The sequence below is a fragment of the Halolactibacillus sp. JCM 19043 genome (assembly GCF_001310395.1).
In the GTDB taxonomy this organism is placed as follows: domain Bacteria; phylum Bacillota; class Bacilli; order Bacillales; family Amphibacillaceae; genus Halolactibacillus; species Halolactibacillus miurensis.
On sequence record NZ_BAXD01000012.1, the window covers coordinates 1 to 12,620 of the forward strand.

Here is a 12,620-nt window from a genome sequence, read left to right on the forward strand (position 1 = left end):
GTGGCCTCGCCAGTGGCCGGTGCTTTTTCGTTGGTTAAGATGATTAAAAGCTTCTATCTGTCTTTAGTGAATGAGGTTACTCATCATTATCAATCGTAACGGTTTCGTTATGTGTAAATGATGCGGTTGTTGATTCTAAGACACGCATATTTTGGTAACTGTTTGTCAGCGTGTTTATGGGCTCTTGATTGTTTAAAATGGCATACGAGATATGTTCTGCTTCATCTCGATATAGGTCATTCATAAAGGTTTCTGTTTTTGTATACGTATTTGTCTGTAGAATAACTTCACCAAGTCCCCCGTGATTATCTGGTCGATAGGCGTATGGGACCGTAATCATCCCTTCGGTACCGATAACTTTATAGGCGTTTTGATGGAAGTGATCGAAGCTACTTGTTAAAGAAGCGGTCACGCCTGACTTGAACGTGTAATAGCTGACACTTGTTAAGTCAACGCCTGATGCTTCATCTATCACCGCATCACTTCTAACGGAAATCGGTTCTTCGTTTAATATATACCGCATCGCATGAACGTTGTAACTTCCAACATCATACAAACTGCCGCCACCTAATTCTTTTTCCATCCGGATATTACTGTCGCGGTCGGCTAAATAGAAAGTAAAGGTTGATTCGAAATGTTTGACCTCACCAATCGCGCCTTCTTCAATAAGTGCTTTCACGCGTTGGTGTTGTGGATGTAACATATACATAAAAGCTTCCATGATCATGACATCATTATCTAAACACGCTTGCTTAATTTCTAGTACGTCAGTACTTGATAAAGCCATCGGCTTTTCAACAAGGATATGCTTTTTCTTATACGCGGCACGTATGGCCCATTCTTTATGCAGGCTGTTTGGTAACGGAATATAGACCGCATCAATCGTCTCATCATCAAGTACTTCATGATAGCTATCATAGGCTTTTTCAATCCCTAAAGCCTCAGCAACTTCTTCCGCTCTTCCGCTTAAACTCGAAATCGCCACAACTTCTGCATTTTCTGCGCGCATAAATGCCGGAATCACATGATTTTGCGCAATACTTGCGGTACTTAAAACTCCCCATCTGACCTTTTGTGTCATAGATGATCCACTCCTTTAGTAAGAATCTTTCTCATATACACCTTTCCCTTTTTAAAGAAAATAAAACAACCACACGACATTGTATGGTTGTTTATCCGCTTATAGTTTAAAGTGGTTCACATCTTCTTCCAGTTCTTTAGAAAGATGACGTAACTCGTCGGCACTACGTGAAACTTCTTCCATTGAACTGCTTGTTTCTTCGGCTGAAGCGGCGTTTCTTCAACGGCGGCGGCTGATTGTTCAGAAACGGCCGCGATATCATCGACCGACTTTTGCATATCCGCGGTCTCTGATTTGATTTTTGATAAATCATTGACAATTCGATGAACATTCTCAACCATGTCGGTAATCGATTGCTTAATCGTATCAAACGCCTGACCGGTATCGGTCATTTGGCTAGAGCCTTGTTCTACGGCGTCATATCCTTTATGAAGGGAAGTTGCGACACTTTTTGATTCGTTTTGAATCGCCTCAATGATTGAGGTAATATCCGTGACAGACGCCCCCACTTGTTCAGCTAGCTTTCTCACTTCATTCGCAACGACCGCAAACCCTCGACCTTCTTCACCAGCACGCGCCGCTTCGATGGCGGCATTTAAGGCAAGGAGGTTTGTTTGTTCTGAAATAGCTTGAATCACTTCAACAATCGATCCAATTTCTGAAGCTTTACTTTCTAAGCCTTCAACTTGATCAACGGCTTCTTTGACGATGGCTTCAATATGTGTCATCTGACGGATCGAATCATGTACTTTTGTCGTGCCATCATTAGACAAGGTTAACACATGTTGAGCGTTCATCAATGTCACTGGCATCATGTGTCGCATTAATCACGTATTGATTAAATCGTTCCATCGTCATGGCTAAGTCACTGGCACTATTAGCTTGTGTTTCACTGCCACTTGAGAGCTCTTCCATCGTTGCGGCAATCTGTTCACTACCTTCTCGCACTTGTTCTGACGCTTGAGATAAGGTGCTAGATTGACTGGCGACTTGATCGGTCGCGCGTTTTATATCCAGTAACATTTTTCGGGTGTGTTGTTTCATTTGATTGACACTAACAGCCAGTTGTTTAAATTCATTGTCGCCCTTTATGTCAACATCCTCTTCTGTAATCACGCCATGCGCGAGCTGATCCATTTCTTTTGAGACAGTCGTTAAATTATGATTGATATTTCTCACGAAATAAAAGACAATAATAAGACCAATGACAATCGCAACAGCGACGGTAATTAAAGAACTGATTAAAATCTCGGTCCGAACGAGACTGGCAAGTTCAGCCATATCAAAATCAAGGCCAACAACACCTACGGTTTCACCATTACGTATAATGGGACGGGCAACGGTAATGATGGAACGGCTTGTGGCCGTATCGATATAAGGGCTTGTCCAAATCGTATCATTTTCAGCGACGGCTGTTTGGTACCATTCGGTCTCTCGCGGGTCATACTCAGACAGGTCAGCATCTGGAATGCTGTGGAGATAAAGGGCACCGTCAGTTGAACCGATAAACAAGTTGACGATGTAGTCGTCACCTTTAGCTAAGTCTGAGAGTGTTTGTTGGTAATAGCTCGTTAAGGCTGGATCATTTACTTGTGGCAACTTAGACAGATCAATGGATGAATCAGCCGATCCCTCTGTTGCCTCCAATTGAAAGTCTTCACGGTTACTGAAGGCTTCTATTTTATTCTCGTAGTCAGTAAAAGTATCCTCAAACCGCGAACCGAGCTGGGCCATTTCTTCTTTTTCAATAATCGCTCGTTCAATAATGGCGGTGTTCTGATATGAAATAAAGCTAGAAATAGCGACGGGTAAAATAAGCAGTAACATCATAAAAGCAGGTAATAAAAATTTAATTTGTTTAACACGTGACATAATGGTCTTCCCCTTCTGCATGTAGTTTTTTATCTCTTTACTGTATATGTCGTCAGCAGGAGCGTAAATGTGAAGAACATTGACTTGAAAAAGTGAAAATAAATCAGATTTTTCAGTCTCTTTTTCCTTGAATATCACAAGTTTAGTTAAATATTGAAAGGATGGATCGAAATGAATGGGTGGTTAATTTATAATGGTAGTCTAAAGACAGAGAAGTTTCAACAAGTGCATACCCGTTATCTTAGACAGGCAAAAAAACAAGGCATCGAGCTCACGTTAAAACGAAACGATGAGGTGATGGTGTTGCTAGGAGAGGCGCATCTGTCGCTCACTCAATTAGAAAACATTGATTTTGTCTTGTTTCTAGATAAAGATGTGTTACTCGCCAAACAATTAGAAGCATTAGGTCTACCGATCTTTAACACGAGTCAGGCGATTGAGCAGTGTGACAATAAAGGTTTGATGCACCATGTGCTTGCGACTAAAGGCATTCGGCAACCGAAAACCATCGTCGCGCCGCTCATTTTTCAAACGGGTCAATCTTTTCCAGAGGCGTTCTTAGACCGAGTCAAAGAGACACTCGGATTTCCTCTGGTCGTGAAAAAAAGTTTTGGTTCCTTTGGGGAAGGGGTGTATTTAGTTGAAACAATGGCGGCTTTAAAGCAATACAGCGAAGCATTAAAACATACGCCACATCTGTATCAACAATATATCCAATCAAGTCATGGACGTGACATAAGAATTCATGTGATAGGTGACGAGGTCGTTGCCAGTATGTTACGTCAGTCAGATACAGATTTTAGAGCGAATGTCACTAATGGCGGAAAGATGTCTGTTGTAGACGTACCAGACGACTTTAAACGACTAGCCATTGAAGCGACACAGGCACTGGGACTTGATTTTTCGGGTGTGGATTTATTATTTGACCAAGATGAACAACCGGTTGTATGTGAAGTAAACTCAAATGCGCATATAGAGAATATTTATCATGCGACTGGGATAGACGTGAGTGAAAGGATTCTCACGCATATACTCACGCGTGTTTAAGGCGGAAGATGATTATATTATGACAATGGTGTGACAAGTTAAGACAAATTTTGCGACATAATACTTAAGAAACACCAAAAAATAGTGGATTTTTTTGTACATTATGTTACGATAAGACTAGGATAAAGGCAAAACTATTGAAAAATAGTGACGCAAAGCTTCAGGTCTTCGGTGCATATTGTACCATGACGGCTGGGTTACCGATATAGTCTCATTACCGGTTTTGTCGATCCTTTCTTTGGGTCGGCTTTTTTAATGGTGTTAAGTTCTTTAGACGTCATTTAAAACTTCAAAAAGTATAGTGAAACAAGCCAATCTAATAGATTAACGCGTAAGCGATGCAAACTAATAGGAAAAGAGGTGGGCAGTATGCGAATGACGGGCATGTGGAAGTTTATGTTGCTGTTGTTATTAGGGATTGTGCTAAGACAATGGGATGTTCAAGTATCCTATAGTCTGTATCTCCCCCTTTATTTCTTCGTACCGATTTTAGCTCTACGTTTATGCCGGCTTCAGTATGCTGTTGTCTTAACAAGTCTATTAAGCATCCTATTTATCTTCATGGGAGACCCGATCATTTTTCATTTGATGATGGTTGTTCATGTGTTTGTGATTGGTGTGCTTTACGAGCGCTTCCGTCGCAATTTATTTACTTGGACGATTGCGTATACGCTCATCGGTTTCGGTGCGAGTTATGTCGCTGTCCAACTACTTGTCGACTCGAATAGTTTAGAATTATTGTATAAAGTAGAAGTATTATCATATTGGTTAATGCTCCTATTTGTCAGTCTGTTGACGGATGTGTTATTTTTAATCCTTCCTCAGTTACCATTGTTTAATCGATTACCGATCAAAAGAGAACCCGTACGCTTTAATGAACTTATTTTTATGGGGGTCAATCTTGTTGCAATCCTCCCGCTCATCTTAATCACCATTGTCCAATCAATGTCTTTAGAACATCAAATGTTGATGACCTTTGATGACCGGACAGAGGCCTTGGAGTCTGTGCTGACAGAACAGATCAACCGTCTTGACGAGACAGAAATCCAGCGGCTAGAAATTGGTTCGGCTATTGATCGGGGACGTTTAACGGAAGTGATTGATCGGCACATTGGCACAAGAGAAGAATATATGTACATATTAAACACCGGTGGTGAAGTGTTTCTTCGCTCATCTCTATCTGATCAATTCGATGTGTTTAATCAAACGTTGTCTAAAGGGGTCATATATCAACCGAATGACGATCGTCATGTTTGGCTTAGTCGAAGAGGCATGACACCGAGGGATTGGTATCACGGTTATGTTGTGAGTGAGTTGACGGTATTAAACCGACCCGCCTATTATTTCATTCGTATGGCGGATGCTGTTGTTGAACAAATGAAAGCGATTTATTATTATCATATCCTGATGTTGATTGTCTTTCTAACTTCATTTGTCATCGGTCTTTTAAGTGAACGGGTCTTATTAAATCAAATTGAAGGCATTACTCGAATGGCCGATCAAATACCACGTCGCATGATGCATGAACATCCGACCCAAATACCATCGACCCGCATATTAGAGGTGAAAATATTAGCTGAGCGTCTCGCAAAAGTTGATAAACAACTGCGGCGTATGTTTAAAGAATTAACGAATACGAATCGTGAACTCAATGAAAAAACGTCAGAACTCAACGCCTCAAGGAAAGAGCTGTATCATGTCGCTCATCACGATGCACTTACGGATTTACCGAATCGCCGGTTGTTTTATCATACACTAGAGAAAAAAATTGACCGTGAGGATAGTTTCGCCTTGTTTTTCCTTGATCTGGATGATTTTAAAGCAGTGAATGACCGGTACGGTCATAAAGAGGGAGATACGCTGTTAAAGCGTGTGGGTGATCGTCTGAAAAGTTTAGAGACAGAGTTTCCCGTTCGATTTTACCGATTAGCGGGTGACGAATTCGTCGCCATTTTAAAACGTGATCATCATGAAGATGTCGCCTTTTTCACAAAGACGTTAAAAAAGACGTTTAGCACCACGTTTTATATTGCGGGAGAAGAACAACAGATGAGTGTAAGTATTGGTCTGAGTTTAATGCCGGAAGATGGCTCAACATTTGAAGAACTGCTGCATATTGCAGACCAATCGATGTATGAAGATAAAAAGGTTTCTAAAGGAAAAGAATAAAACGCAGCTTATATTTGGAGGCAGAAGGGAAGGGATCGGTCATGGCTAAAGGTTGTCGACTTGTTTTGTTTATCTTATTAACCATCACCCTTGCCGCATGTGAACAAAAACCAACAGATTACGAACCCATAAGCGTTTCAGCTAATCCTTTAGCAATGCCAGCGGAGGATGAGACGTTACTCATCTGGACAACGGCAGATATACTGACCGGTTCAATGGATTACTTTTTTGAGAACGAAACGGATATGAAACTTGAACTAGAAGTGATTAATCCGGCAGAAGTCGTAGACCGTTATTATGAAGCATTGACGTATAAACGTCCGCCTGATTTATTTTTTATTCCCGATGAATACGTTGGTTTGTTTTCTGAAATTGATGGGCTTGTTGATTTTAATGACCTTATTACGGAACATAGTTTGTATCAAGACTTACCGCGTCCATTAATGGACCGCTACATTAATGTAGAGGGTGAGCGTTACGGTGTGCCGCTGACTTACTTTCCATACGTTACCTACTACCGGCACGACTTGTTAGAAAGTAACGGGTTTCCAAGTGAACCTGAGGCGTTAGCGACCTACATGGAAACAAAAGCGAATTATTTTACGATGGCCCGTACATTTGTCGATCAAGAAAAGTTCATCTTCGAATCCAATCAGGCGTTACTGCAACTTGGGTTAAGGACGCATTATCCATTCGATCACAACTATGTCTATCAGTTTGATACCGGATCATTTGAGCAATTGATTGATGTTGTGTCTTTATTTTATCAAGCCGATATTAGACCAGAGAGCTCGATTTGGTCTAGTCACGGCCAATACTTACTACAAAATGATCAATTAATTATGTTCCAAATGCCGACGTATGGCACCGCTCATTTAGAACGTTGGGTGCCAGAACAAGCAGGGAAGTGGCGCATGACACAGCTACCGCTGGGGCTAAACGGTATTGACCGGGAAGGGTCAATGGTCGCCTTAATGAGTGAGAAAAGTCATTATCAAGACACGGCCTTTAAGTTACTTCAAGCGATGACGCGTGATCAAAACTATCAAGTACTCAATGAATCAAGTCACCGTATGCTAGACCAAGAGACTTGACCAGTTATTATACGGATTATTTAAACGAAAGTATGACAGGACGCCCTTCAATGCTTGACTTATATGCCAGACGTCATTGGTACAATACGATGTTTGATATCAACAAAGGCGTAGAAATGACGCCACTACTATTTAATAAAACACATGACCGGTTAAAAGAAGAAATAAGGTTGGATCAACGAATTCTCATTGACCACTTTGTCAGTGAAGCTAGTGAATAGGTGAATGAGAAGCTTCCATATGAATGGAGTCATCATCGTTTTGTACCCATTTGAGTAGCGAAGTTTAAACGTATTTAAGCAAAAAATGAAGGCCACACCTTTAAAAAAGGTGTGGCCTTCATTTTTATGCATGTGACTTTACAATTCAGGTTTATATATCTAACGACACCGTCACATCGACTCCAAAATGATCGGATACAATGGGTTGATTATCGTCATTAAAAATTACATGTGAGACAGGCACAGAGAAAGGTTGATTCATAAAAATATAATCAATCCGTTTACTACCTGACGCATGTTTCCAACCATCAATCACCCCTGGTACCGTCATACCGGTATCTTTGTCATGAGCCAGTGTATACGTATCATATAACCCTTTACTCATTAAATAGTCATACCCTTCCTTTCTTACAGCAGCCTCGGTATTAAAGTCACCAAGAATGAAAGTAGGTCGGGACGCGTCTATGTGCGTGAGTAACCGGTCAAACTGTTGTTGTGACGGTTCGTCTGGGTCATCCCAAAATCCGTGATGCGTAGAGAGGCAGTCAATCATCTGATCATGATAATCAAGCGTCAGTTTAATCGCCACCCGTGTTTTCCAGTAGGTCTTATCTGTCGTCTCGGTTAGCGTTATAACAGATGTGTCAATGACCGGATGTTTCGTTAAGATGGCGACCCCTTCTTCGTATCGATCATAGCCAATATGCGCCATTGCCCAGTGATAGGAATAAGTGAGGCCGTATGCTTGTAACTTCTCAGCGATCACGCGCGCAAAGTTATCTTCATGAATTACTGTCTCACCAACAGGAGGAGAATCTATTAACTGATTGACTTCCTGTAAGGCAATGACATCATAATTATTTGCGATGATAGTTTTTATGAGCGTATCCAGTTTCTCTTGTTGATTGTCTTCGATATAACTATGCGTGTTTAATGTGAGTAGCCGCATGAATTAATCTCCTAAGTAATCTTGTACCTCAGATTTTAACACATCGGCTTTTGGTCCGTAAATCGCTTGAACACCATTATCTTTTAAAACAAGACCAAGCGCACCGGTTTGTTTCCAAGCTTTTTCTGTGCCAACCTTCTCACGGTCTTTAACCGTGACACGTAACCGCGTCATGCAGGCATCGACGTCTTCAATATTGTCTTTCCCACCTAATAGGTTGACAATTTGTTTCACTTCACTAGAACCCTCACGTTCTTGACTGTTCGTTCCGCTTTTAGCGGCTGCTTGTTCCCCGTTGTCATCGGTGTAGTTACCTAAACGACCAGGTGTCGGCATCTTGAACTTCTTAATCATGAAGTTAAAGATCACATACGTTACGATAAAGAAGATGATATTCACAATCACAAAGTTCACAAGGTCCATGACTAAACCAGCATTAATACTCATCGGTAGACGGGTTAAGAATTCAATGTTACCAAACGTATGCACCCGAAGGTTTATCAGGTCAGCAGAGGCAAAAGCTAGACCGGCAATCACCGCATATACCCGTAAAGAACAGGGGCAGCAAACATAAACATAAATTCAATCGGTTCTGTTACCCCGGTTAAGAAAACAGCGAGTCCCGCAGATAAGAACATCGATTTATATTTTGTTTTCTTATCATCATCCACATTTTTATACATCGCAACGGCTGCCGCAATCAGAGCGGATGTGGATAGAATCATTTGACCAACTTTAAAGCGTGCTGGTGTGATACTGTTGAGTAACGCATCATAACCTGCTGTGTCACCTGCTTCTCGTAAGTTATTTAAATCAGATACCCACGCTAACCAAAGTGGGTCTTGTCCGGCCACAATTTCTCCAGCGTTAGAGCCTGTGAGAATTGTGTAGATGCCGCCGAGTTCTGTATAGTTAATCGGTACCGTCAACATGTGGTGTAAACCAAACGGTAGTAGGAGACGTTCGAGTGTACCGAATACAAACGGTGCGATAAATGGCGCACTATCACGTGAGCCCGCAATCCATTCGCCAAAATTATTTAACCCACCTTGGATGAATGGCCAGACAATAGACATCACAACCGCTACAATGACAGACCATAAAATGACGACAAATGGAACGAAACGCTTGCCGTTAAAGAATGCTAATGCTGCCGGTAATTTTGAGAAATTGTAGTATTTATTAAACACCATAGCCCCAATAAAACCAGAAATAATACCGACAAACACACCCATATTAAGAGCAGGTGCTTCAAGGACCATCGTAAAGTAATCGCTTACGATAAGTTCACGACCAAATAAAGAGTTCACGACAGCTTCGCCGTCATTGACCATACCGGCATTCACGCCAAAAATAGCGCCTGTGATCCGGTTAATTAAAATGAAGGATAGAAGTGCCGCAAAGGCACCGCCGGCACGCTCTTTTGCCCACGAACCACCAATGGCCACGGCAAAGAGAATATGTAAGTTACCGATGACGGCCCAACCCATCTCTTCCATGACACGACCGATTGAAAGGAGTAATGTGATATCACCGCCGGCCATGGCCACAACTTTTCCTAATGAAATCATAATACCTGCAGCTGGCATCACAGCTACAACCACTAATAAGACTTTACCTAGCTTTTGCCAGAAGTCAAATGAACCAAATTTTTTCATAATAAATCCCTCCGCTAGTTAGTTTATCTATTTTTTGTGCTAGCGTTTGCACAAATCGATAACTAGTATTCTAAAGGATAGCAAAAGGTTATGCAAGTGTTTTCTTTTAAAACATGTAAACACTTGTATGTATAAAACAAAACAATGATTAAACTAGTGTTGTATATATTATAACGAAGAAAACGTTTGCACAATTGATAAGTGCTTAAAGTCTTATTTTCAGCTTTTTTTGACGCAACGTGCTATGATTAGTTAACAAGCTTCATTAATTGTTTGATATTTACTAATTAGGGAATAAGGTATTTAAAAGTATGTTGGTCTTATGAACGATAGATAGAGGAGAGAAGGTTATGACAACATTAAAAGAGACATTCATCGATGTACTCAAATCATTTGTGCCGTTATCGTTATTAATTACGATCTTGCAGTTTACCGTCGTCTTCTTACCGATGGACGTATTTATTGATTTTATTTTAGGCGCGATCCTCGCAAGTGTAGGCATCTATTTATTTTTACTTGGCATTGAAGTAGGCTTATCACCAGTCGGTGAGATGGTCGGGCAGAGCTTATCTAAAACGGGGAAACTTTCATTGATTCTCGGATTTGGTTTTTTGCTCGGGTTTGTCGTCACGATTGCTGAACCTGGGGTGCAAGTGTTAAGTAATCAAGTAGAATTTGTTTCTGGTGGTGACGTGCCAGGGGTTGTGTTACTATTATTTGTATCGCTTGGCGTCGGTATTTTTGTGGCGTTAAGTTTGTTGAGAATGATTTTTAACATATCGCTATTAAAGTTACTTGGGGCAGGTTATATGGCGATTTTTATCCTCGCTTTAGTGACACCACCCTCCTTTGTGCCAATTGCCTAGATGCAGGGGGCGCAACAACAGGAGCGATGGCGGTACCGTTTATTTTATCACTCGGTGTTGGTGTGACGAGTGTCCTCAGTAAAAAAGCTAACAGTAGTGAAAGTTTTGGTTTGATTGCACTCGCCAGTGTTGGACCGGTGATTGCGGTGTTATTGTTGGGAGTGATTTACGGATGAATGGTTTATTTGATGGCTTTTCAGGTGTATTATTAGACGTGACGTATGCGTTAGTACCATTACTCGTTTTCTTTTTTATCTTTCAAGTGTTATTTTTACGACTGAAGTGGCGTAAAGTACGAGATGTGTTAGTCGGCTTTTTCCTTACCTTTATTGGCTTATCACTGTTCTTACAAGGCGTGAATGTCGGTTTTATACCGATTGGGGAACAGATGGGCGAAGTGATTGGTGGCTTAAGGTACCGCTATATTTTTATTCCCATCGGTTTTGTGTTAGGCTTTTTTGCGGCGTATGCTGAACCAGCCTTACAAGTGTTGATTAAACAAGTGGAACGGATCACAGCCGGAGCGATTCCAAAGAAAGTATTGTTAGTAACGATTTCAATCGGTGTCGGTCTGTCGATTATGTTGTCGATTGTGAGAATTTTTGTCGGTTTTTCAATTTGGTACTTTGTCTTACCAGGTTACCTTATTAGCTTTTATCTCGCGCGGAAAAGTTCAAAGCTATTCACGGCCATTGCTTTTGACTCCGGTGGTATTGTGACAGGCCCAATGATTTCTACGTTTATGTTGAGTTTATTTGTTGGGCTTGCGGGGGTCACAGAAGGTCGTGATCCGCTTGTTGACGGATTTGGTATGATCGCTCTAGTAGCTTTAGCGCCAATCTTATCCGTCTTGTTTTTAGGACAGCTCTATTCTAGCGGTCGCAAGGAGGCGTCTTGATGGAACGAATCAATGATCAAAAATTAATTATGACTATAGTCAAAAAAGGTGAAGCAAAAAAGCTTGTCAGCAAAATCCGGGCCGTTGGGGCGACAGGTAGTACGATTCTTTTAGCAGAAGGTTACCGGATGAATGAACGTCTACGCATCTTTGGAATCCCCACTCACCGAGAGCGAGAAGTGATATTAACCATTGTTGATGAAGCGATGTTTAACGAGGTGTTTGAACTGTTGGGTCAACAGGCGAATTTAGGGAAGAATACCCGTGGGGTGACCATTTCAATAGATGTGAAGAACGTGTTAGGCATTACCATGCTCAGTGGTGAAGAAATTGCGGACTGTAGTAGAAGAAGAGGAGATGAGTCGATGTTGGATGATAAACGTTATGATTTGATTGTGACCATTATTAATAGTGGAGACGCAGAGGATGTCGTTGAATCAACCAAGAGACATGGTGCTGATGGTGGGACGATTTTACGCGGACGTGGTACCGGTGTGCATGAACAAACCAAGCTATTTAATATGTTAATCGAACCAGAAAAAGACATCGTCTTAACACTCATAGAAAAAGAAAAAACAATGGAAATTTTATCAGGCATTAAACAAGATTGTGAACTCCATAAGCCTGGTAAAGGGATTGCCTTCGTCTTAGAAACAGAAAAAACCGTCGGTTTACATGCTTTACTTGAAACGAATGACTAACAAACACCACCCACTTAGAATGATCTAAAGGTGGTGTTTGTATTTGTTTTATTTTTTAGTCTCA

Annotated in this window: 12 protein-coding genes, 1 pseudogene and 1 riboswitch; of the genes and pseudogenes, 8 read left to right on the forward strand and 5 right to left on the reverse strand. The window is 41.2% G+C overall.

Translation table 11 applies throughout. The annotated features are described in order from the left end of the window. Positions 1–76: 76 nt before the first annotated feature. From JCM19043_RS07580 to JCM19043_RS17510, 3 genes are all read right to left on the reverse strand, one after another. A complete protein-coding gene (locus JCM19043_RS07580; protein WP_062321384.1) occupies positions 77–1,081 on the reverse strand; it encodes a Gfo/Idh/MocA family protein in 1,005 nt (334 codons plus the stop codon). Between the two features lie 116 nt (positions 1,082–1,197). Then, entirely contained in the window at positions 1,198–1,878 is a 681-nt protein-coding gene (locus tag JCM19043_RS17505; RefSeq protein WP_062321386.1) for a methyl-accepting chemotaxis protein, read from the reverse strand. Then, on the reverse strand, positions 1,847–2,953 hold the full coding sequence (locus JCM19043_RS17510; RefSeq protein ID WP_062321388.1) for a methyl-accepting chemotaxis protein: 1,107 nt from the start codon (positions 2,951–2,953) through the stop codon (positions 1,847–1,849). The genes JCM19043_RS17505 and JCM19043_RS17510 overlap by 32 nt, the downstream gene beginning before the upstream one ends. A gap of 171 nt (positions 2,954–3,124) precedes the next feature. On the opposite strand from JCM19043_RS17510, the gene JCM19043_RS07595 reads away from it, so the two are divergent. The 4 genes from JCM19043_RS07595 to JCM19043_RS16390 all read left to right on the forward strand — a co-directional run bounded on the left by JCM19043_RS07595 (position 3,125) and on the right by JCM19043_RS16390 (position 7,484). Continuing rightward, on the forward strand, positions 3,125–4,000 hold the full coding sequence (locus JCM19043_RS07595) for a RimK family alpha-L-glutamate ligase (RefSeq protein ID WP_062321390.1): 876 nt from the start codon (positions 3,125–3,127) through the stop codon (positions 3,998–4,000). Positions 4,001–4,117: 117 nt separating this feature from the next. Further along, positions 4,118–4,205: riboswitch (cyclic di-GMP riboswitch) on the forward strand. Between the two features lie 164 nt (positions 4,206–4,369). Beyond that, positions 4,370–6,169 (forward strand): sensor domain-containing diguanylate cyclase, encoded by a 1,800-nt coding sequence (locus tag JCM19043_RS07600; RefSeq protein ID WP_062321392.1) that lies wholly within the window; start codon positions 4,370–4,372, stop codon positions 6,167–6,169. A gap of 41 nt (positions 6,170–6,210) precedes the next feature. Continuing rightward, a complete protein-coding gene (locus JCM19043_RS07605) occupies positions 6,211–7,263 on the forward strand; it encodes an ABC transporter substrate-binding protein (RefSeq protein WP_062321394.1) in 1,053 nt (350 codons plus the stop codon). 50 nt (positions 7,264–7,313) lie between these two features. After that, entirely contained in the window at positions 7,314–7,484 is a 171-nt protein-coding gene (locus tag JCM19043_RS16390; protein ID WP_156321363.1) for a hypothetical protein, read from the forward strand. 151 nt (positions 7,485–7,635) lie between these two features. Here JCM19043_RS16390 and JCM19043_RS07610 read toward each other — a convergent pair whose 3' ends face one another. Both JCM19043_RS07610 and JCM19043_RS07615 read right to left on the reverse strand, forming a co-directional pair. After that, positions 7,636–8,433: an endonuclease/exonuclease/phosphatase family protein gene (locus tag JCM19043_RS07610; protein WP_062321396.1), complete on the reverse strand. Its 798-nt coding sequence runs from the start codon at positions 8,431–8,433 to the stop codon at positions 7,636–7,638. Positions 8,434–8,436: 3 nt separating this feature from the next. Further along, positions 8,437–10,091, reverse strand: a pseudogene (locus JCM19043_RS07615) (PTS transporter subunit IIBC). Between the two features lie 350 nt (positions 10,092–10,441). Between JCM19043_RS07615 and JCM19043_RS07620 the strand changes: the two are divergent. The 4 genes from JCM19043_RS07620 to JCM19043_RS07630 are packed head-to-tail and all read left to right on the forward strand — an operon-like array spanning position 10,442 to position 12,556. After that, entirely contained in the window at positions 10,442–10,957 is a 516-nt protein-coding gene (locus tag JCM19043_RS07620) for a DUF1538 family protein (protein WP_369813819.1), read from the forward strand. Positions 10,958–10,983: 26 nt separating this feature from the next. Beyond that, positions 10,984–11,133: a DUF1538 family protein gene (locus tag JCM19043_RS18780; RefSeq protein ID WP_369813820.1), complete on the forward strand. Its 150-nt coding sequence runs from the start codon at positions 10,984–10,986 to the stop codon at positions 11,131–11,133. Then, positions 11,130–11,855, forward strand: a complete 726-nt coding sequence (locus JCM19043_RS07625; RefSeq protein ID WP_062321397.1) for a DUF1538 domain-containing protein — start codon at positions 11,130–11,132, stop codon at positions 11,853–11,855. The genes JCM19043_RS18780 and JCM19043_RS07625 overlap by 4 nt, the downstream gene beginning before the upstream one ends. Then, positions 11,855–12,556 (forward strand): P-II family nitrogen regulator, encoded by a 702-nt coding sequence (locus tag JCM19043_RS07630; RefSeq protein ID WP_062321399.1) that lies wholly within the window; start codon positions 11,855–11,857, stop codon positions 12,554–12,556. The genes JCM19043_RS07625 and JCM19043_RS07630 overlap by 1 nt, the downstream gene beginning before the upstream one ends. Positions 12,557–12,620 lie beyond the last annotated feature (64 nt).

Bases quoted from the DNA above. Each gene is read 5' to 3' on its own strand.
- JCM19043_RS16390 (WP_156321363.1), top strand. From the start codon at position 7,314: ATGCTTGACTTATATGCCAGACGTCATTGGTACAATACGATGTTTGAT.
- JCM19043_RS07595 (WP_062321390.1), top strand. From the start codon at position 3,125: ATGAATGGGTGGTTAATTTATAATGGTAGTCTAAAGACAGAGAAGTTT.
- JCM19043_RS07605 (WP_062321394.1), top strand. From the start codon at position 6,211: ATGGCTAAAGGTTGTCGACTTGTTTTGTTTATCTTATTAACCATCACC.
- JCM19043_RS07620 (WP_369813819.1), top strand. From the start codon at position 10,442: ATGACAACATTAAAAGAGACATTCATCGATGTACTCAAATCATTTGTG.
- JCM19043_RS07580 (WP_062321384.1), bottom strand. From the start codon at position 1,081: ATGACACAAAAGGTCAGATGGGGAGTTTTAAGTACCGCAAGTATTGCG.
- JCM19043_RS07600 (WP_062321392.1), top strand. From the start codon at position 4,370: ATGCGAATGACGGGCATGTGGAAGTTTATGTTGCTGTTGTTATTAGGG.
- JCM19043_RS07630 (WP_062321399.1), top strand. From the start codon at position 11,855: ATGGAACGAATCAATGATCAAAAATTAATTATGACTATAGTCAAAAAA.
- JCM19043_RS07610 (WP_062321396.1), bottom strand. From the start codon at position 8,433: ATGCGGCTACTCACATTAAACACGCATAGTTATATCGAAGACAATCAA.
- JCM19043_RS07625 (WP_062321397.1), top strand. From the start codon at position 11,130: ATGAATGGTTTATTTGATGGCTTTTCAGGTGTATTATTAGACGTGACG.
- JCM19043_RS17510 (WP_062321388.1), bottom strand. From the start codon at position 2,953: ATGTCACGTGTTAAACAAATTAAATTTTTATTACCTGCTTTTATGATG.
- JCM19043_RS17505 (WP_062321386.1), bottom strand. From the start codon at position 1,878: ATGAACGCTCAACATGTGTTAACCTTGTCTAATGATGGCACGACAAAA.
- JCM19043_RS18780 (WP_369813820.1), top strand. From the start codon at position 10,984: ATGGCGGTACCGTTTATTTTATCACTCGGTGTTGGTGTGACGAGTGTC.